The sequence below is a fragment of the Pseudomonas sp. PvP089 genome (assembly GCF_017875165.1).
GTDB classification, from domain to species: Bacteria; Pseudomonadota; Gammaproteobacteria; order Pseudomonadales; family Pseudomonadaceae; genus Aquipseudomonas; species Aquipseudomonas fortuita.
On sequence record NZ_JAGGME010000001.1, the window covers coordinates 4,466,667 to 4,491,298 of the forward strand.

General features: G+C 62.4%; 24 protein-coding genes. 5 read left to right on the forward strand and 19 right to left on the reverse strand.

Annotated features, from left to right (window positions below; all coding sequences use genetic code 11):
- Positions 1–160 precede the first annotated feature (160 nt).
- Both J3A71_RS20390 and J3A71_RS20395 read right to left on the reverse strand, forming a co-directional pair.
- Positions 161–2,587, reverse strand: coding sequence for a TonB-dependent receptor (locus tag J3A71_RS20390; RefSeq protein ID WP_209953493.1), 2,427 nt, complete (start codon positions 2,585–2,587; stop codon positions 161–163).
- Positions 2,588–2,734: 147 nt separating this feature from the next.
- Positions 2,735–3,859: a sigma-70 family RNA polymerase sigma factor gene (locus J3A71_RS20395; protein WP_096425839.1), complete on the reverse strand. Its 1,125-nt coding sequence runs from the start codon at positions 3,857–3,859 to the stop codon at positions 2,735–2,737.
- A gap of 135 nt (positions 3,860–3,994) precedes the next feature.
- Between J3A71_RS20395 and J3A71_RS20400 the strand changes: the two genes are divergently transcribed.
- Positions 3,995–4,477 carry an LEA type 2 family protein gene (locus tag J3A71_RS20400; RefSeq protein ID WP_016485795.1) on the forward strand — a complete coding sequence of 161 codons (483 nt, stop codon included), beginning with the start codon at positions 3,995–3,997 and terminating at the stop codon, positions 4,475–4,477.
- Between the two features lie 18 nt (positions 4,478–4,495).
- Here J3A71_RS20400 and J3A71_RS20405 read toward each other — a convergent pair whose 3' ends face one another.
- Positions 4,496–4,759 (reverse strand): hypothetical protein, encoded by a 264-nt coding sequence (locus J3A71_RS20405; protein WP_023047141.1) that lies wholly within the window; start codon positions 4,757–4,759, stop codon positions 4,496–4,498.
- A 128-nt stretch (positions 4,760–4,887) separates the two neighbouring features.
- On the opposite strand from J3A71_RS20405, the gene J3A71_RS20410 reads away from it, so the two are divergent.
- The gene (locus J3A71_RS20410) at positions 4,888–5,208 is read left to right on the forward strand and encodes a DUF883 family protein (protein ID WP_016485793.1); all 321 of its coding nucleotides are present in this window, start codon (positions 4,888–4,890) and stop codon (positions 5,206–5,208) included.
- A gap of 22 nt (positions 5,209–5,230) precedes the next feature.
- Here J3A71_RS20410 and J3A71_RS20415 read toward each other — a convergent pair whose 3' ends face one another.
- The gene (locus tag J3A71_RS20415) at positions 5,231–5,848 is read right to left on the reverse strand and encodes a tRNA-(ms[2]io[6]A)-hydroxylase (protein WP_096425838.1); all 618 of its coding nucleotides are present in this window, start codon (positions 5,846–5,848) and stop codon (positions 5,231–5,233) included.
- Between the two features lie 157 nt (positions 5,849–6,005).
- Between J3A71_RS20415 and J3A71_RS20420 the strand changes: the two genes are divergently transcribed.
- Positions 6,006–6,869 (forward strand): universal stress protein, encoded by an 864-nt coding sequence (locus J3A71_RS20420; RefSeq protein WP_016485791.1) that lies wholly within the window; start codon positions 6,006–6,008, stop codon positions 6,867–6,869.
- Between the two features lie 83 nt (positions 6,870–6,952).
- Here the strand turns inward: J3A71_RS20420 and J3A71_RS20425 are convergent, their stop codons facing one another.
- The 9 genes from J3A71_RS20425 to J3A71_RS20465 all read right to left on the reverse strand — a co-directional run bounded on the left by J3A71_RS20425 (position 6,953) and on the right by J3A71_RS20465 (position 15,746).
- Positions 6,953–7,156 (reverse strand): formate dehydrogenase subunit delta, encoded by a 204-nt coding sequence (locus J3A71_RS20425; RefSeq protein ID WP_096425837.1) that lies wholly within the window; start codon positions 7,154–7,156, stop codon positions 6,953–6,955.
- Entirely contained in the window at positions 7,153–10,035 is a 2,883-nt protein-coding gene (fdhF, locus tag J3A71_RS20430; RefSeq protein ID WP_096425836.1) for a formate dehydrogenase subunit alpha, read from the reverse strand. Before fdhF ends, J3A71_RS20425 begins: the two co-directional genes overlap by 4 nt.
- Positions 10,032–11,591 (reverse strand): formate dehydrogenase beta subunit, encoded by a 1,560-nt coding sequence (locus J3A71_RS20435; RefSeq protein WP_096425835.1) that lies wholly within the window; start codon positions 11,589–11,591, stop codon positions 10,032–10,034. The genes fdhF and J3A71_RS20435 overlap by 4 nt, the downstream gene beginning before the upstream one ends.
- Positions 11,585–12,067, reverse strand: a complete 483-nt coding sequence (locus J3A71_RS20440) for a formate dehydrogenase subunit gamma (protein WP_016485787.1) — start codon at positions 12,065–12,067, stop codon at positions 11,585–11,587. The genes J3A71_RS20435 and J3A71_RS20440 overlap by 7 nt, the downstream gene beginning before the upstream one ends.
- 378 nt (positions 12,068–12,445) lie before the next feature.
- Positions 12,446–13,540, reverse strand: coding sequence for a dimethylsulfone monooxygenase SfnG (gene sfnG, locus J3A71_RS20445; protein ID WP_016485786.1), 1,095 nt, complete (start codon positions 13,538–13,540; stop codon positions 12,446–12,448).
- A 176-nt stretch (positions 13,541–13,716) separates the two neighbouring features.
- A complete protein-coding gene (locus J3A71_RS20450) occupies positions 13,717–14,004 on the reverse strand; it encodes a DUF3077 domain-containing protein (RefSeq protein WP_024717324.1) in 288 nt (95 codons plus the stop codon).
- Between the two features lie 125 nt (positions 14,005–14,129).
- Entirely contained in the window at positions 14,130–14,387 is a 258-nt protein-coding gene (locus J3A71_RS20455) for a hypothetical protein (RefSeq protein ID WP_016485784.1), read from the reverse strand.
- A gap of 424 nt (positions 14,388–14,811) precedes the next feature.
- Positions 14,812–15,444: a hypothetical protein gene (locus J3A71_RS20460; RefSeq protein ID WP_024717325.1), complete on the reverse strand. Its 633-nt coding sequence runs from the start codon at positions 15,442–15,444 to the stop codon at positions 14,812–14,814.
- An 11-nt stretch (positions 15,445–15,455) separates the two neighbouring features.
- Complete coding sequence (locus J3A71_RS20465) at positions 15,456–15,746, reverse strand: hypothetical protein (RefSeq protein ID WP_016485782.1); 291 nt, start codon at positions 15,744–15,746, stop codon at positions 15,456–15,458.
- A 414-nt stretch (positions 15,747–16,160) separates the two neighbouring features.
- Here J3A71_RS20465 and J3A71_RS20470 point away from each other — a divergent pair, with 414 nt between their 5' ends.
- On the forward strand, positions 16,161–18,221 hold the full coding sequence (locus J3A71_RS20470; protein WP_245353497.1) for a TonB-dependent siderophore receptor: 2,061 nt from the start codon (positions 16,161–16,163) through the stop codon (positions 18,219–18,221).
- A gap of 105 nt (positions 18,222–18,326) precedes the next feature.
- Positions 18,327–18,887 carry a nucleotidyltransferase family protein gene (locus J3A71_RS20475; RefSeq protein ID WP_016485779.1) on the forward strand — a complete coding sequence of 187 codons (561 nt, stop codon included), beginning with the start codon at positions 18,327–18,329 and terminating at the stop codon, positions 18,885–18,887.
- A 14-nt stretch (positions 18,888–18,901) separates the two neighbouring features.
- On the opposite strand, the gene J3A71_RS20480 is transcribed toward J3A71_RS20475, so the two are convergent.
- From J3A71_RS20480 to J3A71_RS20505, 6 genes are all read right to left on the reverse strand, one after another.
- Positions 18,902–19,459: a GNAT family N-acetyltransferase gene (locus tag J3A71_RS20480; protein WP_023047143.1), complete on the reverse strand. Its 558-nt coding sequence runs from the start codon at positions 19,457–19,459 to the stop codon at positions 18,902–18,904.
- Positions 19,460–19,567: 108 nt separating this feature from the next.
- Positions 19,568–20,122, reverse strand: a complete 555-nt coding sequence (locus tag J3A71_RS20485) for an XRE family transcriptional regulator (RefSeq protein ID WP_016485777.1) — start codon at positions 20,120–20,122, stop codon at positions 19,568–19,570.
- A gap of 178 nt (positions 20,123–20,300) precedes the next feature.
- A complete protein-coding gene (locus tag J3A71_RS20490; protein ID WP_096425833.1) occupies positions 20,301–21,659 on the reverse strand; it encodes an aspartate aminotransferase family protein in 1,359 nt (452 codons plus the stop codon).
- Positions 21,660–21,728: 69 nt separating this feature from the next.
- The gene (locus J3A71_RS20495) at positions 21,729–22,502 is read right to left on the reverse strand and encodes a gamma-glutamyl-gamma-aminobutyrate hydrolase family protein (protein ID WP_016485775.1); all 774 of its coding nucleotides are present in this window, start codon (positions 22,500–22,502) and stop codon (positions 21,729–21,731) included.
- A 75-nt stretch (positions 22,503–22,577) separates the two neighbouring features.
- On the reverse strand, positions 22,578–23,924 hold the full coding sequence (locus J3A71_RS20500; protein WP_016485774.1) for a glutamine synthetase family protein: 1,347 nt from the start codon (positions 23,922–23,924) through the stop codon (positions 22,578–22,580).
- 27 nt (positions 23,925–23,951) lie between these two features.
- Positions 23,952–24,506 (reverse strand): XRE family transcriptional regulator, encoded by a 555-nt coding sequence (locus tag J3A71_RS20505; RefSeq protein WP_016485773.1) that lies wholly within the window; start codon positions 24,504–24,506, stop codon positions 23,952–23,954.
- Positions 24,507–24,632 lie beyond the last annotated feature (126 nt).

The window sequence follows — 24,632 nt, forward strand, 5'->3', positions numbered from 1 at the left end:
GGCCTCTGTGGGGGGCTTGTCCCGCGAAGCAGCCTGCGCGGTGGATGGCACGGGCTTCGCCCGTGTTCGCGGGGCAAGCCCGCTCCCACAGTGATCGCGCCAGCTTTGAGGTGTCGTGCAAGACAGTTGCTCGCACAGAGGCCGGCGCAAACAACACCCATCAGTAGGCCATGCTCCAGGTCAGGGTGTAGGTCCGCCCGCGCCCCTGGTAGTCATACAGGTATGCCGGGCCGTAGGTCGGCGAATAGAACAGCGTCGCGCGTTGGCCCCAGACCGTGCTGTACTGCTTGTCCAGCAGGTTCTGGATGCCGGCGCTGAAGGTGCCTAAGCCGGTGTCCTGGCTGGCCAGCAGGTCGAAGGTGGTGTAACCGTCGATCTCGTGGTCGGCATCATCCTTCAGGCTGAAGGCATGGTTAGCCTGCAGCCGCGCACTGCGGCCATCGTCTTTCCACCCGACAAATGCAGTGGCCTTGGACAAGGATGCATAACGGGCATCACGCTTGATCCACCCGCCGTCAGCGGCCTCTTCCTCGGAACGGGTCAGGTGCAAGGTACCGCCCGCTTCCCAACCCGTCTGGAAGTGGCGGGTCAGCGCACCTTCGAAGCCGAAGTCGCGGCTCTTCTGCTCTTGCACGTTGATCGTCAGCGTTTGCGAATCAACGTTGATGATCTTGTCCGACCAGATGTAGTACAGCGCTGCCTGGGCATCCCAGTCCAGGTCGGCATAGCGCCAACCCAGTTCCACCTGGCGGCTCTTGATGCCGGCCAGCGGGTTGTCGGCCACGCTCAGGCCCGGCTTGCCGTAGTACTTGGCAGGGTCGGGCAGGTCGAAACCTTCGCCATAGTTGGTCCATACCTGGTGGCCGTTCTTGAAGTCGTAGATGGCACCCAGGTTGAACAGGTTGACCTGGTAATCGTTGCTGCCGCCCGGCACGCCCTTGAAGTCGCTGACGTCCACGTCCATCTGCTGGCGACGGGCACCGCCGGAGAACGTCAGGTTGTCAGTGGCATGCCAGTCCAGCTGGGCATACACCGAAACACCATCGACCCGGTAGCTGGGATAGCGCGCCGCCTTGCTGTCCTTTTCCATCTCAAGGCCGCCCGATTCGGACGATGTCAGGGCATTGAAGGTGGTCTGTTCGGCATTGAAGCGCTCGCGGTCAAGGTCGACGCCGTAGGTCAGCTTCAACGTGTCCCACTGCTTGGCGAACAGGCCCTTGAGGCTGGTGACCTCGAAATTCTGCTGCGAGGCAGCAAAGTAAACCCCACGCGAACCGGTGGGCGTGGCGCGGTTGTAGTACGGGAAGGGGTAAAAGTTGTCGTCTTCCTTGCGGTACGAGGCCTGCAGGTAGAAGTCCTGGCCCAGCACGTCGCTGTGGTGGTAATTGGCGTTCAGCAACAGGCGCCGGGTACGCGGCTCCAGGTCCGACGAGTAACCGCTGCGCAGTTCGGCGTCTTCGAGGTCTGACGGCGCGTTGTAGTTGAGGTTGGGGAAGTAGATGCCCGTGCTGCCGTGGTTGCCAGAATCGTAGTACTGGGCCAACAGGTCGAGACGCTGCTGGTCATTCAACTGCAAGCCCAGAGTGCCGAGCACGTCGATGGTGCGGTTGTACTGCAGGTCGGTCTGGGTGTTGTCGATGAAAATCTGGTCGCCGGCGCCGTCGTAGAAGGCTTCGTTCTGCTCACCGGAAATCCCCAGCCGGGCATTGAAGCGTTCGTTGCCGCCACTGATCGACTGGGCAAAGCGAGTGGCCAGGTCATCGCTGTTGTTGAAACCGCTGCTGGCACCAAGCTGGGTTTCGAAGCGCGCAGGGCCGGGCTCGCCCTTCTTGGTCACGATGTTGATGATGCCGCCCGTGGCGCCGCCGCCGTAGATGGCGCTGGCGCCAGACAGCACTTCGACCCGCTCGACGTTGAACGGCGAAATGCTGTCGAACTGGCGCGACAGGCCGCGCGAGCTGTTCTGGCTGACCCCGTCGATCATCACCAGCACATTGCGCCCGCGCATGTTCTGGCCATAGTTGGTGCGCCCTTCTGGCGCCAGGTCGAGGCCGGGCACAAGCTTGCCGATGGCTTCTTTAAGGCTGACGCCGCTGTCGATCTGCTCACGCAACTGCTGCTGGTCGACCACCCAGACGGTGCCGGGGATTTCGCTGATCGAGGTGCTGGTGCGCGAGGCCACGCTGACTTCGATCGGCTTGAGGGTGACGGCCTGCGGCGCGGCCTCGGCCTTGCGCAGGGTTACGGTGCGCGCGTCGCTGAAGTGCCAGTTCATGCCGCTGCCGGCCAGCAACTGCTGCAGGGCCTGCTCGACGCTGTAGCTGCCGTGGAGGGACGGGCTGGCAACGCTTGCAACATCGCCTGTGGTGTACAGCAAGTGCAGGCCGACCTGGTCGGCGAAGGTGGTCAAGGCCTGGTCCAGCGGCTGGGCTGGCAGGTTTAGCTGAACCTGGCGAACCTGCATCCGGGGCTGTTCGGCAGCCGTCGCGGCCCAGGCATGCGGGTGTCCGACCAGCATGGCCAGTGCGCTGCAGGACATCAGGGTGTGGTGAAAAGCACTGCGACGGCGGTGCAAAGGCTTGAGCATCAGAGGCACGAATGAGCTTCCTGACAAGTCGTAAATGAGAATGGGTTGCTGATCAGTCCCACTACGACGATCTGGCTTGCAGGAACTTGCAGTGCCAAACGGAAAATATTTTTATTGCTGTGCTGCGAAGAGGCCGGTACAGGCCAGTCAGTGAACCACAGCCAACCACGGCAGATAGGTAACCTTCAGCCCATAGCGCTGCTCCAACGTGCGCAGCAGGGCTTCAGGCTCATCAAGGTCAAACACCCCGCTCACCTCCATCGCCGCCAGCTTGCTATCGGACAGCACGATGCGCCCATGCCGGTAACGCTCAAGCTCGGTCAGCACCTGCGCCAGCGGTTTGCCGTTGAAGATCAGCTTGCCGCGCTGCCAGGCCATCTGCGCACCGGCATTGGCCGTCACCGCCAGTTCAGTTTCGCCAACCTTGGCTTCACCGCGTGCCAACACCACGCGACCATCGCGACGCACGCTAAAGGTGGCGGCACCACCCTGCACCTGCTCACCTGCCGTATCGACCACAAACGGCCGCGGATCATCGGTGGTCTCGAACAGGGCCTCACCGGCATCCAGCACCACCCGGCGTTCGTGCTCACTGAACACCACACTCAACGCACTGGCGCTGTTCAAGGTTACCCGCGTGCCGTCCGCCAGGATAATGACCTGCCGCTCACCCACTGCGGTGTGGTAGTCCGCCAGCAGTATCGGCGCCTGCTGCCAACCCGCCACAGCAGCGACCAGCAATGCCACAGAGGCAGCCACACCCGCCTGCTTGAGCCAGTCGCGGCAATGGCGCAGGGCTTGGCCGATATATTTGGCCACCATGCTCTCGGAAACCCCCAGCCGCTGTGCGATCTGCGCCTGTGTCAGGCCATCGACACGGTTCAGCAACAATGCCTGGCGGGCGTTGTCGGGCAGTTTCAGCAGCGCATCGTCAAGAATTTGCAGGCGCTCCCGGGCCAGCAACAACGCCTCAGGCGCAGGCGCCGGGCAGGCCAGCTCACCGGCTCCGTCACAGTCGTCATGGCTGGCAGCGAGGCGCTGCTCGCGGCGCAAGGCATCGATTGCCAGGTTACCGGCCACGCGGAAGATGAAGCTGCGGGCGTGCAGCACCGGCACCGCTAGTTCATCGACTTTCACCAGCTTCAAATAGGTTTCCTGCGCCACGTCCGCGGCGCGCTGGCGATCGCTCATGCGCCGGGTCAGAAACAGCAACAGGTCGTCGTAGTGCTCCTGGAAAGTCGCCAGCAGGCCCGACACGGGTGACATCAGCATGGGTTTGGTAACAGCCAGCAGGAAAAGTTATCGAGCGTTAATGAGAAACAGTATCGTTCATCTTCAAGGACACTTTCAACGCCGACGCGCATTTGCCACACTGAGGGTTCGCCCACTCTGGCAAGGTCGCCCGCAATGACTCCCCGCCCGTACCGCTGTATCCGCCTGTTTCTCGTCCTGCTGATGGTTTATGGGCTGGGCGCTTGCGCTCTGTTTCAACCACGCGACCCGGTCAACATCAGCGTGATCGGTATCGAGCCGCTGGCCGGGCAGGAACTGGAACTGCGCATGGCGGTGAAAATGCGGGTGCAAAACCCCAACGAGTCGCCGATCGACTACAACGGGATCGCCCTGAACCTGGAAGTGAACGGCCAGCCGCTGGCCGCCGGGGTCAGCGACCAGCAAGGGCACATTGGCCGCTACGACGAGGCGGTGATCGTGGTACCGGTGAGCATCACGGCGTTTTCCTTCCTGCGCCAGGCCTATGGGCTGGGCACGGTGGATTCGCTGAAGGGTTTGCCCTACAAGCTGCGCGGCAAGCTGGCGGGCGGGTTGCTGGGGACCGTGCGCTTTACCGACGAGGGCAAGCTGGACCTGCCCAAAGGCGCCTACTGGTAAGCGCCCGTCGACGGGTGTTCAGCGGTTGGCGCTGGCGGCGGCCATCAACTTGTTGACTTCGCTGCGCACCATGCTGGCGTATTCGGGCGGCGACATGCCCTCCAGTTCGGCGCGTACCCACTCGGCCCATTTACCTTTGCGCCGCGGTTTCTCGGCGATCAGCCGGGCTGCATCACCCTTGGCCTTGCCCAGGTTGCTCTGCCACAGCTCGAACAGCCGCGCCTTCTCTGCCTCGATCTGCGCCCGTTCCTCGAAGCTCATGTTGGCCAGATTGAAACTCATGAAGGTACCTGCAGGTTTGAAAATGGCCGCTATCTTACACCCAGGCAACGCAACATCGGAAAGCCACCGCAACTTTCCCGACGCAGCGGCATCCATTGTTCACACTACCCATCAACGAGGACGAGTTCATGGCCCGTAAAAACGCCACGCTGCCCGACAGCGATCAGATCAAGGACCAGGTATTCAGCGAACTGCAGTCGCTGATCGAGGAATCGGAAAAACTGCTGAACGACAGTGCCGCCCTGGTGGGCGAAGAAGCAGAAACCCTGCGAGCGCAGGTCAGCCTCAAACTGAAACAGGCGCGCCAGGCCGCTGGCAACATACGGGACAAGGCGCAGCCGGTGGTGGACGCCACCCAGGACTATATCGGCGGCCATCCCTGGCAGACCGTAGCCATTTCCGCCGGCCTGGGGGTGGTGGTGGGCCTGCTGCTGGGGCGGCGCAACTGACGCCTGGGCCGCCTGGTGCGAATCAGGCGGCCAGCGCTTGCGGGATACCGCTGTGGAAGCGCAGTTCCACATCTGGGGACTGGATCAGCTCCATTTCTGCAGCGCGCACCAGTTCAACCCGGCGGGCGATGTCTGCCTCATCGCCATAGTTGTGCGCCAGTTTCAGGTAACCCTGGTAGTGGCGCGCTTCGCTTTTCAGCAGGCCGTGGTAGAAGCGGCCCAGCTCTTCGTCCAGGTGCGGCACCAGCGCGGCAAAACGCTCGCAACTGCGCGCCTCGATGAACGCCCCCACCACCAGCGTGTCCACCAGCTTGACCGGCTCGTGAGCGCGCACCAGGCGGCGCAGCCCTGAGGCATAGCGCCCCGCCGACACCGGTCGTAGTGCCACGCCACGGCGCTTCATCAAGCGCAGTACTTGTTCGTGATGCACCAGTTCCTCACGTGCCAGGCGCGACATCATGTTGATCAGGTCGAGGTGAGTGTTGTACTTGGCCATCAGGCTCAAGGCCGTGCTCGCGGCCTTGAATTCGCAGTTCTTGTGGTCGATCAGCAGGGTTTCCTGGTCGGCGAGCGCCGCTTCGATCCAGGCGTCTGGCGTCGGGCAGCCAAGAAAGGCATCGATTTCGGGGATCAGGGACATAAGCGTGCAACCACACAGAACAGGCAGGGCCGGCGATTATACCGGCGGCGGCGGGCGGCGCCAGTGACTAAGCTTGTTGATGTACATCAAACGCCAGCAGGGGGCGCGCCGTCTATAGTCAGGCATTGGTCGCCACCTTTGAAGGGAGCTTACGCCCATGCAAGCCGTCCGCAGCATCCTCGTCGTCCTCGACCCCGAGCACGCCCACAGCCGGGCGCTGACCCGGGCCAAGCTGATCGCCGGCGTCACCGGCGCTCGGCTGCACCTGCTGATGTGCGACAAACGGCATGATCACAGTGCGCTACTGAGCCTGCTCAGCAGCCAGTTGCATGATGACGGCTACGACAACATCACCCATGAGGAGGCTTGGCGCGACAACCTGCACGACACCATCATCTATGTCCAGCAGGCCGAAGGTTGCGACCTGGTGATCAAGGACCACCGCCCGGACAGTTCGCTGAGAAAGGCCCTGCTCACCCCCAGCGACTGGAAACTGCTGCGCCAATGCCCATGTGCCGTGCTGATGGTCAAGAGTGAACGGCCGTGGACCGGGGGCAAGATTCTGGCGGCGGTCGACGTGGGCAACCAGGACGAAGACCATCGCCGCCTGCATGCCAGCATCATCGACCATGGCTTCGAGATTGCCAAACTGGCCAAGGGCGAACTGCATGTCATCAGTGCCCATCCGTCGCCGATGCTGTCGGCCTCTGACCCGACCTACCAGCTGAGCGAGACCATCGAGCAGCGCTACCGCGATGCGTGCAAGGCGTTCCAGGCTGAGTACGGCATCAGCGAGGAATGCCTGCATGTAGCTGAAGGGCCGGCAGATGTGTTGATTCCGCACACCGAGAAACTGCTGAACGCGGTGGTGACGGTGATTGGCACGGTGTGCCGCACGGGGATTTCCGGGGCGTTGATTGGTAATACTTCGGAGGTGGTACTGGATGCGCTCGAGGGGGATGTGCTGGTGCTCAAGAGCGAGGAAGCCATCGCTCACCTGGCCGAATTAGCCCGCGGCTGATGCAATTGGCACGATGGGTGCGCCCCTTGTAGGAGCGGCCTTGCGTCGCGAAAGGCCGCACCTACAGGGACCGCGAAGGCCCGCTACGGCATCGCCTCCAGCACCTTCGGGTCCAGCCCTTCCCCTGCATTGGCCTCGATCCATTGCGCCAGCTGTCGGCGCATGGCCGGCGTCCAGAAGCTTTGCATATGCTGGCGCACCCCCTGTACCGCCAGCGCCTGGTCTGGTTCGCTGTCGAAGTAATGGGCAATCTGGTTGGCCATCTTGACCAGGTTGTCGCTGCTCATCGGCGCACCTCGGCTTGCTCCGCTGTGCGGCGCTCTTGCAGCAGGCGCCGCTGTTCGTCACTGAAGTCCTGATAGCGCTTTTGCCACTGCGATGGCTGGAACACCTTCACCACTTCCACTGCCGTTACCTTGTACTCGGGACAGTTGGTGGCCCAGTCGGAGTTGTCGGTGGTAATCACGTTGGCCCCCGACTCGGGGAAGTGGAACGTGGTGTACACCACCCCCGGCGCTACCCGCGCACTGACCTTGGCGCGCAGCACAGTCTGCCCCGCGCGGCTGCCAATGCCGACCCAGTCACCGTCCTGGATACCGCGGCTTTCTGCATCGGTGGGGTGAATCTCCAGGCGGTCGGCATCATGCCAGGCGACGTTGGCAGTACGCCGGGTCTGCGCGCCGACGTTGTACTGGCTGAGGATGCGCCCGGTAGTCAGCAACAACGGGTAGCGGTTGTTGACCTTTTCGTCGGTAGGCACATAACCGGTGAGCATGAAGCGGCCCTTGCCACGCACGAACTGGTCGATGTGCATGGTTGGCGTGCCGTCTGGCGCGATGTCGTTGCATGGCCACTGCAGGCTGCCATGGCGGTCGATGTCGGCATAGCTGACACGGCGGAAGGTCGGCGTCAGGCGGGCGATCTCGTCCATGATCTCGGACGGGTGACGGTAGTTCATCGGGTAGCCCAGAGCGTTGGCCAAGGCGATGGTCGCTTCCCAGTCGGCCTTGCCGGCCAGCGGCTCCATGACCTTGCGCACCCGCGAAATGCGCCGCTCGGCATTGGTGAAGGTGCCATCCTTTTCCAGGAACGAGCTGCCCGGCAGGAACACATGGGCGAACTTGGCGGTTTCGTTGAGGAAGATGTCCTGCACCACCACGCACTCCATGGCGAGCAAGGCCGCGGTGACATGCTGGGTGTTAGGGTCGCTCTGGGCGATGTCCTCGCCCTGGCAGTACAAAGCCTTGAAGCTGCCGTCCAGCGCTGCCTCGAACATGTTGGGGATGCGCAGGCCCGGGTCGGGCTGCAGGGTCACACCCCAGGCGCGTTCGAACTCGGCGCGCACGCCCTCGTTGGAAATATGCCGATAGCCGGGCAGCTCGTGGGGGAACGAGCCCATGTCGCACGAACCCTGCACGTTGTTCTGCCCACGCAGCGGGTTCACCCCTACCCCTTCACGGCCGATATTGCCGGTGGCCATGGCCAGGTTGGCGATGCCCATAACCGCAGTGCTGCCCTGGCTGTGCTCGGTCACGCCCAGGCCGTAGTAGATGGCCGCGTTGCCACCGGTGGCATACAGCCGCGCAGCCGCGCGGATCTGCTCGGCCGGCACGCCACAGACCGGGCCGAGTACTTCAGGGGCGTTTTCTGCCAGGCTGACGAAGTCGCGCCAGCGGGCAAAGTCTTCGGTTTCGCAGCGGGCATCGATAAAGCGCTGGGCCAGCAGGCCCTCGGTGACGATCACGTGGGCCAGGGCGTTGAGCATGGCCACGTTGGTGCCCGGGCGCAGTTGCAGGTGCAACTCGGCGCGGGCGTGCGGCGAGTCGACCAGGTCGATGCGCCGTGGGTCGATCACGATCAGCCGCGCGCCCTGGCGCAGGCGGCGCTTGAGCTGCGAGCCGAACACCGGGTGGGCGTCGGTGGGGTTGGCGCCGATCACCAGCACCACGTCAGCCTGCATCACCGAATCAAAGCTTTGCGTGCCGGCCGACTCACCCAGGGTCTGCTTGAGCCCATAGCCGGTGGGCGAGTGGCACACCCGCGCGCAGGTATCGACGTTGTTGTTGCCAAACGCCGTGCGCACCAGTTTTTGCACCAGATAGGCTTCTTCGTTGGTGCAGCGGCTGGAGGTAATGCCACCGATGGAATCGCGCCCGTACTTGAGCTGGATGCGGCGGAACTCGCTGGCAGCGTAGGTCACCGCCTCGTCCCAGCTCACTTCCTGCCACGGGTCTTCCAGGCGCTTGCGGATCATCGGTTTGGTTATGCGGTCCGGGTGGGTGGCGTAGCCCCAGGCGAAGCGCCCCTTCACGCAGGCGTGGCCGTGGTTGGCCCCGCCGTTCTTGTCCGGGACCATGCGCACCAGCTGATCGCCTTTCATTTCGGCGCGGAACGAGCACCCGACGCCGCAATAGGCGCAGGTGGTGATCACCGAACGTTCGGGCTGGCCAAGCTGCACCAGGCTCTTTTCTGTCAGCGTCGCGGTCGGGCAGGCCTGTACGCAGGCGCCGCACGACACGCACTCGGAGGCAAGGAAGTTGTCGCCGCCTGCCGCCGCGACCCGCGACTCGAAACCGCGGCCGGTGATGGTCAGGGCGAATGTGCCCTGGATGTCTTCGCAGGCGCGCACGCAGCGGCTGCAAACGATGCACTTGCTGGGCTCGTAGTCAAAATACGGGTTGGAAACGTCCTTCTTTTCGGCCAAATGGTTGGCGCCGTCGTAACCGTAGCGCACCTCGCGCAGGCCCACCTGGCCGGCCACGGTCTGTAGCTCGCAGTTGCCGTTGGCCGAGCAGGTCAGGCAGTCCAGTGGGTGGTCGGAAATGTACAACTCCATCACGTTGCGGCGCAGGCCGGCCAGGCGTGGCGTTTCGGTACGCACCACCATGCCTTCGCTGACCGGCGTGGTACAGGACGCCGGGTAGCCGCGCATGCCTTCGATTTCCACCATGCACATGCGGCATGAGCCGAAGGCTTCGAGGCTGTCGGTGGCACACAGTTTGGGGATGCTGGTGCCCAGCATGGCCGCGGCGCGCATCACCGAGGTGCCGGCGGGCACGCTGACAGCACGCCCGTCGATGCTCAGGCTGATCTGCACGTCGCTGTCACGGGCCGGGGTGCCGAGGTCGCTGCTTTTATCAGACGCGGGGTCGAAGACATTGATCATTGCGCGGCCTCCGTGGTGGTCAGCCCAAAATCAGCGGGGAAGTACTTGAGGGCACTGGCCACCGGGTAGGCAGTCATGCCGCCCATGGCGCATAGCGAGCCGTACTGCATGGTGTCGCAGAGATCGCGCAGCAACAGGGCCTGGTCGTGGCGTTCGGTGAAATCAGTCGATGCGATCAACCGGTCGACCACTTCCATGCCCCGGGTGGAGCCGATGCGGCACGGGGTGCATTTGCCGCAGGATTCTTCGGCGCAGAACTGCAGGGCGAAGCGCGCCATGCTGGCCATGTTCAGGGTGTCGTCGGCCACCACCACACCGCCGTGGCCGAGCATTGCGCCCATGGCGGCGAAGGCTTCATAGTCCAGCGGGGTGTCGAAGTGGCTGGGGGGTACCCAGGCGCCAAGCGGGCCGCCCACCTGCGCAGCCTTCAGCGGCCGGCCACTGGCCGTACCGCCGCCGTAACCCTCCAACAGCTCGCGCAGGGTCAGGCCGAACGCACGCTCCACCAGGCCGCCCTGGCGGATATTGCCGGCCAGCTGGAACGGCATGGTTCCCAGCGAGCGGCCCATACCGAAATCGCGATAGAACGCTGCCCCCTTGGCGAGAATGATGGGCACTGAAGCCAGGGTGAGCACGTTGTGCACCAGCGTGGGCAGGCCGAACAGGCCTTGCAGCGCAGGCAGTGGTGGCTTGGCACGGACGATGCCGCGCTTGCCTTCGATGGACTCGAGCAGCGCGGTTTCTTCGCCGCAGATATAGGCGCCGGCCCCCACCCGCACTTCCAGGTCGAAAGCCTGGCCGCTGCCGGCAACGTCAGTGCCGAGGTAGCCGGCTTCACGCGCGATGGCAAAGGCCTGGTTCAGCACGCGAATGGCATCCGGGTATTCCGAGCGCACATAGATGTAGCCCTTGTCGGCCCCCACGGCCAGGCCGGCAATGATCATGCCCTCGATCAGGAGGAAAGGGTCGCCTTCCATCAGCATACGGTCGGCGAAGGTGCCAGAGTCGCCCTCGTCGGCGTTGCATACCACGTACTTCTGCCCAGCCCCGGCGTCGCGCACGGTGCGCCACTTGATGCCGGCAGGAAACGCCGCACCGCCACGGCCACGCAAGCCGGAGTCAAGCACGGCGGCGACCACCTCGGCAGCGTTCAGGGCCACGGCCGCTTCAAGGCCGGCGAAACCGCCATGGGCGCGATAGTCATCCAGCGACAATGGGCGGGTGATGCCGGCGCGGGCGAACAGCAGGCGTTGCTGGGTCTTCAGGTAAGGCATTTGTTCGACCAGCCCCAACGCCAGCGAGTGGCCACCGGGCTCACCGGCCAGGGCATCGAGCAACGCCGGCACGTCTTGTGGGGTCACCGGGCCGAAGCCCTGGCGCCCTTGCCCGCTGTCGCATTCGATCAGCGGCTCCAGCCAGTACAGCCCGCGTGAGCTGGTGCGCTGGATGTCCAGCGGCAGCTGGCGGCGCTCGGCCTCGCGCTGCAAGGCATCGGCAACCTGGTCGGCCCCCACGGCACGGGCCACCGAGTCGCAGGGAATGTAGAGCTTCAGCATGCTGCGTCCTCCCGGCAAGCGTTTACCAATGCACGCAGGCGCTCAGGGGTAAGCCGCGCATGCACCTGGCCGTCCAGCTCCAGCGCCGGCGAGCAGGCGCAGGCACCCAGGCAGTACACCGGGCGCAGGCTGATGGTACCGTCGGCGCTGGTGCCATGGTCATCCAGTGCCAGCTGATCACGCAGTTGCGCGGCCAGGGCCTCGGCGCCACGGCTTTGGCACGATTCGGCGCGGCACAGGCGCAGGGTGTGGCGCGCCGGCGGCGCAGTACGGAAGTCGTGGTAAAAGCTGATCACTCCACGCACCTCGGCCAGGCTGAGGTTCAGGGCATGGGCAATTTCAGGGACAGCGGCATCGGGGATGAAACCGATGTCGTGCTGGATGGCATGCAGGATCGGCAACAGGGCACCGGGGGTTGCCTTGTCACGGGCCAGAATACGGTGGATCACGGGCAGGTGGAGCAGTTCATCAGGCATACAGCGGACCTCGGCATCACGGACCCCGCCTGAATTATTGTGAGGGCAGGTATCCAGCGTGTTCTGCTGCGGCGCGTCGGCCGCGTCACGGTTGCGCGGCGCCGACGGCCTCCTTGCCCACGGCCGCGCATCTGCGCACGCTGGTCCGAAGGCATCCTGCAAGCATGGCACTTGTGGCGCCAGGGGGTTGCGTGCGAACGACCAGGCGCATCCTGAAACCGACGCCAAGCGTTACGGCCCCTGCACGGTATGCGGGGTTTCACAGCAGTACAGGTGCGTCGATGACTACCCCAGGCTAATGCCCGGCGCGAGCAGCCTTGCCTTGGCGCCCCCGGCCGCAAAGGCGCGCAAAGCGCCCCCGGCAATTCGGCACAGGCCTCAGGCCACTGCCTTGTCTACGCTGCGACCGGCTTCCAGCTCACGCACCAGCGGCAACACGTGCTCACCAAAGTACGCCACTTCCTCCTGAAAATGCAGAAAGCCGGACAGGATCAAATCCACCCCCACTGCCTTCAGCGCAACGATGCGCTCGGCAATTTGCTGCGGCGTGCCGATCAGGTTGGTCTTGAAGCCATCGTTGTACTGCACCAGGTCCTCGAAGCTGGACTTGGCCCAGTTGCCCTCGCCTTCCGGGCTGGCTGCCCCGGCGTGCTTCACCTCGTTGCCGAACGCCCGCACCGCCTCGGGGTTGGCCTTGTCGATGATCTCCTGCAACACCGCACGCGCCTGTTCCTCGGTGTCGCGGGCAATGATGAAGGCATTCACCCCAACCTTGACCGAGTGGCCGTTGGCTGCGGCCTTGGCGCGGATATCATCGACCTGGGCCTTGATCCCTTCCACGCTGTTGCCGTTGGTGAAGTACCAGTCCGACACCCGCGCGGCCATATCCCGCGCCGCACGCGAACTGCCGCCCTGGAAGATCTCGGGGTGCGGTTGCTGCAGTGGCTTGGGTTTGAGGTTGTAGTCACGGAAGCGATAGAAGTCGCCGTTGAAGGTGAAGTTGTCCTGCGTCCAGATGCCCTTGAGCGCGCGGATGAACTCCTCGGAACGGCGATAGCGCTCGTCGTGGTCCAGCCACGGCTCACCGATGGCGTGGAACTCGCCCTTGAACCAGCCCGACACCACGTTGATGGCGATGCGGCCATGGGTGAACTGGTCGATACTGGCCAACTGCTTGGCCGCCAGCGCCGGGTTCCACGGCCCTGGCAGGATGGCGGCGATGACCTTGAGCTTTTCCGTGGCCGCCAGCAGCGCATGGCTGATGGTGACCGACTCATGCTGGTTGTCGGCGCCGTAGCCGGCGGTGAAGCGGATTTGCGACAGGGCGTAGTCGAAGCCCGCTTTTTCAGCGATTTGCGCAAGCTTGCGGTTGTAGTCGATGTCCCAGCTGGTGCGCTGCTCGATGGTGCTGACCACCAGGCCACCGCTGACGTTGGGGACCCAGTAGGCGAACTTGAGTGGGGCGTGGCTCATGGGGAAGCTCCTTGAGAATCTTTGGGGTTCAAGGAGGCAGGAGCAGCAAGCGTGCCAACGGCTGGATTCCTTTACTTTCAACGGGTTAATGGAACTAGTCGGCGATGTTGACTGCATGTGGTCAAACACGCTGTCGGATCACTGTTGCCTGCGCAACATCGCCGCTTGCTGCTGGCTCACCGGTTCTTGCGCATGCCCATGTGAGCGTCATCCATCAAGGCTTTGGCCATGTCGCACAGAAAGTGCGAGGCCCAGACCAGCACCGGCTCGTTGTCCATTACCCCGATAAACGATGCCCGCCGAGAGCAGTCCATCAACACAGAGGCCTGCTCGACAGCATGGTCACAGCAGTTGCCGGGCTCGACACGGAACAGCTTCTTGCCGTCGATGATACCGTCCAGGCAAGTGGCCGAGCCTACGGTCAGCCCCAGGGTGCCGGTGTCGTCATCCAATTCTTTATCCATCTTGAACCTCTTCTGAATCTGCCAGCCAGTGGTACTGCCCTCCACTCTCCTGTGGGAGCGGGTTCACCCGCGAACACGGGCGCAGCCGGTGCCATCCACCGCTGGCAAAACTTGATTTCAGCCCATCAATGCAAGGTATGCATTTGCGGCTTGCCTTTGAACTGCACCTGCGCAATCGCCGACTCCAGTAACGAGCGCACGGCCTCCACTTCATGCATCACCGCCAAGGTCATGACGGTGGCGGGAGACTTGGGCAGCGTGGAGAGGGCGTGATGGCCTACGGACAAGGCGCAGAGGACGTATTCGGTGGCCTGGATCAGGGTGTCTTCCAGGTGGTGCGAAGGGTCAGCGGAGAAAGGTGGATCGGGAACAATTTTGAGCATGGCGAATCTCTCTAGTTGCACTACCAAGATCGCCACCTGCTCACTTGCAGATGATTGGGTGGCGGCTACGTAAGGGCCTGCAAGACCGAGGCAACTAGAAAGCCCGGTTGGTCCGAAGACCACCCGTACGCAGCCACCATAAAACGCAGCTGAGCGCAAAGCGCCGTTAGCTGATGGTGAGCTCTTCTAGTTGACTCGCAGGCTTGCAGACCCGGTCGTTGAATTTGCAACGACAGGTCGAGACTAGGGAGATCAGGTTTCCATCGCAATGGTGAAACGGCTTGAAAAAGGATGATTCAGAAACGGACTACATGGAAGGGGAAAAATCTGGCTCTATCGTGTAGGAACGACAAAGAATGTGGCGGGCCAACGAAGAGCCCTGTGCGTGGTTGCCCCACGCACAAGCGACAATGTTCAGTGCTGACTATACCGCCAACCGCGCCAGCCGCTGCAGCGCCACAATCACTTCCTCGTCCCGCTCTTCGAGCACATCCGCCTGGATCAGGGCGATCACGGCCTTCAGCAACTCGGTCTGGTTCATCTCGGTTTGTTGTTGCAGCGCAAGCAGGTCCTCTGCCATGTGCGGATTAACCTTCATCGACAACCGCCGGGTAGCGTTGGACCTTGCAAGCCCGCGCTGCTCCCGCTGTGCATCCAGCGCCTGGATGAACGCCAGATGCGCAGCCTGCAATCGCCCCCCCTGCTGAACCTGCGCCAACCGCTGAACATAGTGGGCCAGAAACAACTTGCGTAAATGGGCCCCGGCGTCGCTGCTGACTGCATGCATGGCCGCATCCAGCACGTCCACGTACACGGCCGGCAAGCGCGCCTCGATCGACTTGAGCTGCTGCTTGCGCGCCTCGTGAATGGCTGGTGTGGATTGCGGTGGAAGTGCGACCACGCCATCGCAACGGGTACACACGCCCACCAATATGTCCCTGGCCACACCCTTGCCATCGCTGAACGGTACATCCCGGCGGGCATAACGAGTGGGCACCACTGCCTGGCAGTGCTCGCACAGTGCTTTTCCGCTATCCCCTTCAAACAGAATCTTCATGATCTGGGTACTCACTGGTGAACGCTTATGAACCAGGTATCCGGTTCGATAAAAAAGAACTTGATGTACCAGCCATCCCGTTTGAGTACATGCACCTCTACGGCAGCGACAGCGTGGTGAGGGCTGCTTGCGTGGTGAATGCCCCGGCAGGAGCGCACGACTTCGACAACCTCTCGGGCTGACACCTCCCCTGTAGCCAACAGGTTCTTTATATCGATATCCCCGCGCGAAACGTGTTGGTACTCCCCTGATTCAAGCGCCGCTATCACTGCGCGCTGGGCCTCCCTGAAACCGGTTTTCATAGCTCATCCCTGCCATTACGAAAATCATCGTACAAAATCCGGATCAAATCTAGCGCTTGCGAAGCCAAAGCGACCAGCGGTTCCCCCCCGATTCGAGCGATGACCCGGAACACGCATGAACTATGGCCCTGCCAGCCGCAAGACGGCGCAGGGCAATGTAACCAACGCTTTCAAGGCTGCTCGCGGCAGCCGCTTGAAACCTCCGTGAGCACCGGCTAGCTGCTGCCATCCACCTAGGCCGTGTTTCGCGAGAGGTGAAGAAGCATGAAACATTATTTATCAATATATCTTCTCATTTGACGTAGATTCTCATTCGCACGAAATCTGTAACCCTTTTACCAGCCCCCGCCTCAGGAATTCCCCGTGAAACGTCATCTCCCTGCCCGCCTCTTGCTGGTCGGCGCATGCAGCGCCATGCCTGTCGTTCATGCCGCCGACAACCTCACCCTGCCCGCGACCCAGATCGACAGCACGAGCGAAGTGATGGATGCCGTGAGCCAGGGCTACGAAGGCAGGGCCTCATCCAGCACCACCAAACTGGGCCTGACCGACAAGCAGACCCCGCAGGGCGTGACAACCATCACCCGCCAGGCGCTGGACGATTTCAAGATCACCGGTATCAAGGACGCACTGCGCGCAGCACCGTCGGTAACCGTCGAGCAAACCGAAACCGACCGTACCGAATTCACTTCGCGCGGTTTCGACATCGACACCTTCGAGTACGACGGCATGGGCATGCCCTTCGTAAGCAGCACGCTGGTAGGGGACCAGGACCTGGCCGAGTACGAGCAGATCGACGTGTTGCACGGCGCCAATGGCTTGATGAGTGGTGCCGGCAACCCGTCGGCCACGGTCAACTTCGTGCGTAAACGCCCGACAGATACCTTCCAGGCGCAGGTCGACACCAGCGTCGGCTCGTGGGACAGCCGCCGTATCGACGTCGATGTTGCCGGCCCGCTGACCGACAGCGGCAATGTGCGCGGGCGTTTCATCTACTCCCACGACAAGGGCAACTCATGGATGGACCGCTACAGCCACGAGCGCAACGTTGCTGCCGGCCTGCTGGCGTTCGATGTGTCCGACGCCGACACCGTGACCGTGGGCTTCTCCCAGCACAACAGTGACTCCAACGGCAGCACCTGGGGCAACCTGCCACTGGTGGACAATGACGGCAATGCCATCCACTACAGCGGGCGCAGCAACAGCATCGGCCAGCCGTGGACCTACTGGAACCTGCACACCCAGCGGGCCTTCGTCGAGCTGAAGCATGATTTCGGCAATGACTGGAACGCCACGCTCACGGCCACCGGGCAGCAGGAAAAGCAGAACACCAACATGCTTTATGTAGGTGGCGTCTCTGGTGATGTAGCCGACGCGTATGCCAACCACACCCGCAGCGAGGCTCACCAGCTGCTGGGCGAGGCCAAGGTGCAAGGCCCGTTCAGCCTGTTCGGTCGCGAGCACCAGTTGACCTTCGGGGCCGCGTACGGGCGCACGCACCAAAAAGGCCAGGAGTACGATGAAGACCTGGAGCATGGCAGTTTCTTCAACACTTCGTTCTCGGGCATCCTCGCGGGCAATACGCCTATGCCCTCGTTTGGCGTCACCAGTGACGACCTGGCGCAGAACTTCCAGGACACGCAAAAAAGCGTATTCGCCGGTGCGCACTTCAGCCTGGCCGATAACCTGCACTGGATAGCCGGTGCACGCATGCTCAGCGCCGACGGCAAGGGTGAGAGCTACGGTTCAGAACACTCCACGCGCGCCCATGGCAAGGTCACGCCCTACACCGGCCTGGTCTACGACCTGAACGAGGCATGGAGCATTTACGGCAGCTGGACCAAAATCTACAACCCGCAGTACAACGTGGTCGGTACCGACGGCAAGCTGCTCGACCCACTGGAAGGCAAGAGCATGGAAGTGGGGGTAAAAGGCAGGGTGATGGACGAGCGCCTGCACCTGACCGCTGCGCTGTTCAAGACCGAGCAGCGCAACGTGGCCGTGGATGCCGGGTTCGACGGGGTTCAAGAGGTTTACACACCGGGCGACTTCAAGAGCCACGGCGTAGAGTTGCAGGCATCCGGCGAAGTGGCGCCAGGCCTCGACCTGCTCGCCGGCTACACCTATGTACGTATTGACGATGACAACGGCGAGCGTGCGCGCAAAAATGTGCCGGCCCACAGCTTGCGCGGCATGGTCACTTACCGCTTGCCGACCCTGCCACAGATGAAGGTTGGCGCCCGTGTTAGCTGGCAGACCGGCGTCGAGAACGACACCAACAGCGCCATCCACCAGAACGCCTACGGCCTGGTTGACCTGATGACCAGCTACGACATTGACAGCAACTGGAGCACGTCGCTGAACCTGAACAATGTCACCGACCGCAAATACCTGCTGTCGCTGTACAACAACGCGACAACCGCCAGCTACGGTGCACCGCGCAACCTGACGGCTTCGGTGACCTGGAAGTACTGACCCCGCCCGTCCTGTGTAGCGGCGCACTGAACGGCATCCAGTGATGGCTTTGGCGCCATTCAGGTAAGCTCAGCCCTTGCAATGCGACTATCAAGGACGGTATCCGTGCATTCACTGACTGACGAGCAGTTACTGGCGATCATCCGCGAGAACCCGGTAAACCGGGCACTCCTGGCGGTGCTGGCAACGCTGGATATCCCCCACTGCATGCTGGTGGCAGGCGCCCTGTTCCAGACCTTCTGGAACCACCGCGCAGGGCTGCCTGCCGGCTGGGGCATCAAGGACTATGACATCGCCTACTTTGACGCCGATGTGTCCTGGGAGGCAGAGGACCGGGTAATCACCAGGGTGCAGCAGGCCTGCGCGCACTTGGGCGTCAACGTGGAAGTGCGCAACCAGGCCCGCGTCCACCTGTGGTACCAGGGGAAATTCGGCGGTGCTTATTCGCCATTGCTCAAGGTCACGGATGGCATCGACCGCTACCTGATCCGCTCGACCTGCCTTGGGGTTGATGTGTGCACGGGCACGTTGTACAGCACCCATGGCCTGGATGACCTGCAGCACGATCTGCTGAACATGAACGAGCTGAACCCACGGCCAGGCTTGTTCAGGGAAAAAGCCGCCAGCTACCGGGAGCGTTGGCCATGGCTTGTCTTGGTCGAGTGATCAGAATGCTCAAGCTAGTGTCCGGTTTTCGACGCGCTGAACCAGTCACTGCGTGTCAGCTCCCATACCTCGACCTGCATTGGCCCAGAAACAAAATATCCATCGCGGGTACTCACCCTGCGCATTCCCTCATGCTCTGAAACCTTGCGCGAGGCATGGTTGGCAACGGCTTTGGGAACCTGCATGAGCGGGCGTGACAACGCCTCGAACCAATAGGCGTTGATGACCCTGCAGGCTTCGCGCATGTAGCCCATGCCCCACCACTGCGGCGCAAGCCAGAAGCCTCTGTTGTTTCCAGGCTGCTCATACAAACTGATGCTGCCAATGGTGCAGTCAGCCTCGTTGCGCAGGCGGATCATCCAGTGCCATTCACGGCCCGCAGCCATGGCAGGCAGGGCGATATCCCGTACATAGACCAGCGCACCGTCTTCCGGATATGGCCATGGGACGCGACGATCGAGGTAGCGGACAACTTCCCATTGCGGGAACAGTTTCTGGATTGCAGGTGCATCCTCCAGTCGCAGGGGCGTAAGTACAAGGCGATCGGTATGCAGCGTCGGCAGGCAATCCATGGCATTCGTTCCTGGGCATCCTTATGGAAGCTTCAGATGGTCTGCGATGGGTTGTTTCTTGTCGAGCGGGACTACAGCTTACCTATGTGACCTGCATCCAAACGCCTCTCAGCTGAACACCCAGAGCACGCGGGTGGGCTTGTCGGTGAGGTTGGCATAGCGAAAACTGGCGTGGGGTTGCAGCTGAAAACTGTCACTGGCCCGCAGCGTGACCGGCTCGCCACCACCCAGCCACACCGTCAGCTCGCCTTCGAGCACGAAGCAGCCCTGCTCCGAGCTGTCGTCCAGGTATTCCTCGCCACTGCTGGCGCCCGGTTCCAGGTGGCTATCGAGCATGGAGAAGGCACCGGTTATCGTGGGGGATGCCAGCACATCGGTGATGCCACCGGCCAGGTGCAGCGTGCGCCGCTCGTGAGGGCGGGTGACCCAGTCGAGCTCGCGGGGCTTGTCCAGCTTGTAAAAGTAGGCGGTCGAGACGCCGAGCTCTTCACTGATGGCTGTGAGGTCGGCCACGGTCGGGCGCGACACGCCCCGTTCGACCTGGGACAGAAAGCCCACCGAACGGCCTATACGCTGAGCCAGCTCGCCCAGCGTCAGGCCTTTGAACTTGCGCAGGTCGCGAATCAGTACTGCCAGGCCTTCGATTTCTTCGTGCACTTTCATAGTTGAATCGCGACTTTCAGACGGGAAAATAATGCCTTGAAAAGTACAGGATTCATCTCACAAAGCAAATTGCTTTGGGGGCCTGACGTGGGTTTTGCGGTTGGGGCGTAGATCGAGCGCCGCGTGGGCGGCGCTCGATATCACAGGCGCTGAAAATCTACAGGCAAAACCTCTGCCCTTACCGCACAGCCTCATAGGTCAGGTCCAGGCACTTGCGGGCTTTTTCCACCAGCTCGTCGATCTCTTCGATGCTGATCACCAGCGGCGGCGCGATGATCATGGTGTCGCCCACGGCGCGCATGATCAGGCCGTTGTCGAAACAGTGCTGGCGGCAGATCATGCCGACACCTTTGCCTTCGTAACGGGCGCGGGTGGCCTTGTCTTTCACCAGCTCGATTGCGCCGAGCATGCCCAGGCCGCGCACTTCGCCCACCAACGGGTGGTCGGCCAGTTCGCGCAGGCGTTGTTGCAGGTACGGCGCGGTTTTATCGTGCACCTGCTGGATGATCTGCTCGTCACGCAGGATGCGCAGGTTCTCCAGGCCTACCGCAGCTGCCACCGGGTGGCCGGAATAGGTAAAGCCATGGTTGAAGTCACCGCCTTCGCTGATGACCTTGGCCACTTCGTCACGCACGATTACCCCGCCCATGGGGATGTAACCAGAGGTCAGTCCCTTGGCAATGGTCATCAGGTCGGGCTTGAGGTCGTAGTAGTCGGTACCGAACCATTCACCGGTGCGGCCGAAGCCGCAAATCACTTCATCGGCAACGAACAGGATGTCGTACCTGGCGAGAATTTCCTTCACCTTCGGCCAGTAGGTTTGCGGCGGAATAATCACGCCACCGGCGCCCTGGATCGGTTCGGCGATGAAGGCGGCAACGTTGTCTACGCCAACTTCAAGAATCTTCTTTTCCAACTGCTCGGCCGCCCACACGCCGAAGTCGGCCTCGGTCATGTCGCCGCCTTCGCCGAACCAGTACGGCTGCGGGATGTGCACGATATCCGGGATCACCCCGCCCTGCTGGTGCATGCCGCTCATGCCACCCAAGGCTGCGCCCGCCACGGTAGAACCGTGGTAGCCGTTGATGCGGCCAATGATGACCTGCTTGCTCTTCTTGCCCTTCAGCGCCCAGTAATGGCGCACCATGCGCAGCACGGTGTCGTTGCCTTCAGAGCCGGAGCCGGTGAAGAACACATGGTTCATGCCTTTCGGCGCCACATCGGCGATTGCCTTGGCCAGCTCCAGCGCAGGGGGGTGCGCGGTCTGGAAGAACAGGTTGTAGTAAGGCAGCTGCTTCATCTGCTGGCTGGCAACTTCGGCCAGCTCATCGCGACCGTAGCCGACCGCCACGCACCACAGGCCGGCCATGCCATCGAGAATCTTGTTGCCCTCGCTGTCCCAAAGGTACACGCCCTTGGCCGAGGTGATGATGCGCGGGCCTTTCTCAGCCAGTTGTTTGACATCGCTGAACGGGGCCAGGTGATGGTCGCGGCTCATCGATTGCCAGGCAAGGGTCTGCGAATTCTTTTCACTCATTGACTTCTACTCCATCAAGTTGCGCGGCCAGGCTGCGCGGGTACTTTTATAGTTGGGAACGGTCGGTGTTCAGGCCGACAGCAACAGCCTTTGGCGCAGTACCGAGCGCTGTCGGCAGGCCTTGCCAAAGGCCTGGAAGATGGTCAGGTAATGCGGGTTGTCCATGACCTGGAACTCGGGGTGCCATTGCACGGCCAGGGCAAAACCCTTGCCGTTCTCGACCGAAATCGCTTCCACCAGGCCATCGGGTGCCAGCGCTTCCACCCGTAGCCCCGGGGCCAGTACATCGATGCCCTGGCCATGGATGGAATTGACGTCGAAGATCGCCGGCAAGCCCATGCGATCGAGCATGCCGCCGGGCTTTACATGCAGGGTGTGGCGCGGCCCATATTGCTTGTCCAGGGGCTCGTCCTTGCCTTCGCGGTGGTCCATGAACACGCCGGTCTCGTGGACTTTCTGGTGCAGCGTGCCGCCCAGTGCCACGTTCATTTCCTGGAAGCCCCGGCAAATGCCGAGCACCGGCACGCCGGCGGCGATGGCCGCACGCATCAGCGGCAACGTGGTGGCATCACGCAGCGGGTCGTGCAGCGTGCCCTCTGCACTGGCCGCGCCGTTGTAGTGGAACGGCTCGATGTTGGACGGTGAACCGGTGAAAATCAGCCCGTCCACCACGTCGAGAATATCGGCGCTGTCCATCAGCTCACCTAGGCTGGGAATCACGATGGGCAACCCACACGCTGCCTTGGCCGCCGCACGCGCGTATTTCTCGCTGATGGTCTGGGTTGCATGTAGCTCGATCATGCTGGTGCATGCGGTAATGCCGATAACGGGCACACGGGGCATATCTTCCTCCGGCAAATCCATATTGCGCGTTGTAGTGAAAGGGAGGGTGCAGCGTCGCTGTCTGGACTTCGCCACCTACAGGAACCAGCGGTATTCGCGGGCATCGATGTGGCGCATGAAGTCCAGTTGTTCCTGGTATTTGTTCTCGCAGTACACCATCACGAACTCACTGCCCAAGCCTTCGTTGACCACCGGGTGGTGACGCATGGCGGCCAGGGCACCGAGGGCATCTTTGGGGAAGTCGATACCGCTCTGACGGTTTTCGTTCAGCGGGGCGATGGGCTCGACGCCACGGTCCAGGCCATGCTCCATGCCGGTCAGAATGGCCGCCAACACCAGGTACGGGTTGGCATCGGCACCGGCGATGCGGTGTTCGATGCGCAGGTTGCGCGGGTCGGACTCGGGGATGCGAATGCACGCATCACGGTCTTCGAAGCCCCAGCTGGCCTTGCTCGCCGCGTTCACCATGGCGCCGTAACGGCGGTAAGCATTGTGGTTGGGGGCGAAGATCGGCATGCAGTGCGGCAGCAGCTCCAGGCACCCCGCCACCGCATGGCGCAGCTTGCGCTGCTGCGCGCCGGCCAGGATGTTGTTGCCGGCAGCGTCATACAGGCTGACGTGTACATGCATGCCGCTGCCCGGCGCGTCCAGGTATGGCTTGCTCATGAAGCTGGCACGGTAGCCGTGCTTCATGGCGATACCGCGGGTACTGCGGCAGAACAGCGCCGACCAGTCCGCCGCGCTCAGCGCATCGTCGCTGTGGGAAAAATTGATCTCGAACTGGCCAGGGCCCAGCTCTGCGGTGATGACGTTCGCCGGCACACCCTGCTCGTTGGCGCCATCGACCATCTCGTGCAGCACCGACGAGAAGCGTGAAAGCCGCTCGATGTGCATGTTCGGCTGGTCGTCCTCGTCCCCGGTCGCGGTGTCCCGTGGGTACTGTGGCAGGCCGTTGTCGAGCTTGCGGTCGAACAGGTAGAACTCCAGCTCGAAAGCCACCACCGGGCGGATGCCGCGTTTGGCCAGGCGCTGAATCACGCGGGCCAGCACTTCACGGGGCTCGAACTCGATAGGCTTGTCGGTGCCGTCGGAGGTGATGAGCATCTGGGCAATCACTTCTTTTTCCCAGCGCACTGGCTTCAGGGTACCCGGCACCAGGCGCCGGGCAGCATCCGGGTCGCCGTCGGCAAAGCAGTAATCGCCAATCGGGTAAAGGCCACCCTGGGTACCCAACAACACGCAGTTCTGCGGCAGCTTCAGAGGTGCACCGGCTGCGACCTTTTCCAGCATGTCCATGGGGTAGCGCTTGCCGTAGAAGTGCCCGGGGATATCCAGCGCAATCAGGTCGACATAACGAATTTCTGGGTGCTCCGCTCGGAACGAGCGCACTTCAGCCAGCAGATCCGGAAAGATGACACTCATCTTCTTATCCTTGTGAGGTGAACGAATTCAATTGAAGACCCAGAGCACGCGGGTGGGTTTTGCCGTGAGGTTGGCGTAGCGGAACTGCGCGTGGGGTTGCACCTGGAAGCAGTCGTTGGCCTGCAGGGTCACGGGCTCGCCGTGGTCCAGCCATACCGTGAGTTCGCCTTCCAGTACGAAACAGCCCTGCTCGGAACGGTCACTCAGGTACGCCTCGCCACTGGTGGCGCCTGGTTCGAGGTGGCTGTCGAGCATGGCGAAGGCACCGGCGATGGTGGGCGAAGCCAGCACATCGGTAATGCCCGACTCCAGGTACAGCGTGCGCCGCTCGTGGGGGCGCGTGACCCAACCAATGCTGCGGGGCTTGCTGAGGTTGTAGAAGTACGCGGTCGACACGCCGAGCGCTTCGCTGATGGCGGTGAGGTCCGCCACGGTAGGGCGCGAAACACCGCGTTCGACCTGAGAGAGGAAGCCGACCGAGCGGTTGATGCGCTCGGCCAGCTCGCCCAGGGTCAGGTTCTTGAATTTGCGCAGGTCGTGAATAAGGATCGCGAGGGCTTCAACCTCTTCGTGCATCTTCATCGATTGGGCTGCCGTGAAATTTTTAGAGTTATTTTTCATGAAAAAATACAGTAAATTTTTCACGAGTCAAGCAGGACGATGGAAATGCGCAGCAGCGAACCGATGCCCTGCGGCCCAGGGATCTGG

What these genes read in the sequence shown, in the direction of transcription:
- J3A71_RS20390 (WP_209953493.1), bottom strand. Translation starts at nt 2,587, where the DNA reads ATGCTCAAGCCTTTGCACCGCCGTCGCAGTGCTTTTCACCACACCCTG.
- J3A71_RS20395 (WP_096425839.1), bottom strand. Translation starts at nt 3,859, where the DNA reads ATGCTGATGTCACCCGTGTCGGGCCTGCTGGCGACTTTCCAGGAGCAC.
- J3A71_RS20400 (WP_016485795.1), top strand. Translation starts at nt 3,995, where the DNA reads ATGACTCCCCGCCCGTACCGCTGTATCCGCCTGTTTCTCGTCCTGCTG.
- J3A71_RS20405 (WP_023047141.1), bottom strand. Translation starts at nt 4,759, where the DNA reads ATGAGTTTCAATCTGGCCAACATGAGCTTCGAGGAACGGGCGCAGATC.
- J3A71_RS20410 (WP_016485793.1), top strand. Translation starts at nt 4,888, where the DNA reads ATGGCCCGTAAAAACGCCACGCTGCCCGACAGCGATCAGATCAAGGAC.
- J3A71_RS20415 (WP_096425838.1), bottom strand. Translation starts at nt 5,848, where the DNA reads ATGTCCCTGATCCCCGAAATCGATGCCTTTCTTGGCTGCCCGACGCCA.
- J3A71_RS20420 (WP_016485791.1), top strand. Translation starts at nt 6,006, where the DNA reads ATGCAAGCCGTCCGCAGCATCCTCGTCGTCCTCGACCCCGAGCACGCC.
- J3A71_RS20425 (WP_096425837.1), bottom strand. Translation starts at nt 7,156, where the DNA reads ATGAGCAGCGACAACCTGGTCAAGATGGCCAACCAGATTGCCCATTAC.
- fdhF (WP_096425836.1), bottom strand. Translation starts at nt 10,035, where the DNA reads ATGATCAATGTCTTCGACCCCGCGTCTGATAAAAGCAGCGACCTCGGC.
- J3A71_RS20435 (WP_096425835.1), bottom strand. Translation starts at nt 11,591, where the DNA reads ATGCTGAAGCTCTACATTCCCTGCGACTCGGTGGCCCGTGCCGTGGGG.
- J3A71_RS20440 (WP_016485787.1), bottom strand. Translation starts at nt 12,067, where the DNA reads ATGCCTGATGAACTGCTCCACCTGCCCGTGATCCACCGTATTCTGGCC.
- sfnG (WP_016485786.1), bottom strand. Translation starts at nt 13,540, where the DNA reads ATGAGCCACGCCCCACTCAAGTTCGCCTACTGGGTCCCCAACGTCAGC.
- J3A71_RS20450 (WP_024717324.1), bottom strand. Translation starts at nt 14,004, where the DNA reads ATGGATAAAGAATTGGATGACGACACCGGCACCCTGGGGCTGACCGTA.
- J3A71_RS20455 (WP_016485784.1), bottom strand. Translation starts at nt 14,387, where the DNA reads ATGCTCAAAATTGTTCCCGATCCACCTTTCTCCGCTGACCCTTCGCAC.
- J3A71_RS20460 (WP_024717325.1), bottom strand. Translation starts at nt 15,444, where the DNA reads ATGAAGATTCTGTTTGAAGGGGATAGCGGAAAAGCACTGTGCGAGCAC.
- J3A71_RS20465 (WP_016485782.1), bottom strand. Translation starts at nt 15,746, where the DNA reads ATGAAAACCGGTTTCAGGGAGGCCCAGCGCGCAGTGATAGCGGCGCTT.
- J3A71_RS20470 (WP_245353497.1), top strand. Translation starts at nt 16,161, where the DNA reads ATGCCTGTCGTTCATGCCGCCGACAACCTCACCCTGCCCGCGACCCAG.
- J3A71_RS20480 (WP_023047143.1), bottom strand. Translation starts at nt 19,459, where the DNA reads ATGGATTGCCTGCCGACGCTGCATACCGATCGCCTTGTACTTACGCCC.
- J3A71_RS20485 (WP_016485777.1), bottom strand. Translation starts at nt 20,122, where the DNA reads ATGAAAGTGCACGAAGAAATCGAAGGCCTGGCAGTACTGATTCGCGAC.
- J3A71_RS20490 (WP_096425833.1), bottom strand. Translation starts at nt 21,659, where the DNA reads ATGAGTGAAAAGAATTCGCAGACCCTTGCCTGGCAATCGATGAGCCGC.
- J3A71_RS20495 (WP_016485775.1), bottom strand. Translation starts at nt 22,502, where the DNA reads ATGCCCCGTGTGCCCGTTATCGGCATTACCGCATGCACCAGCATGATC.
- J3A71_RS20500 (WP_016485774.1), bottom strand. Translation starts at nt 23,924, where the DNA reads ATGAGTGTCATCTTTCCGGATCTGCTGGCTGAAGTGCGCTCGTTCCGA.
- J3A71_RS20505 (WP_016485773.1), bottom strand. Translation starts at nt 24,506, where the DNA reads ATGAAGATGCACGAAGAGGTTGAAGCCCTCGCGATCCTTATTCACGAC.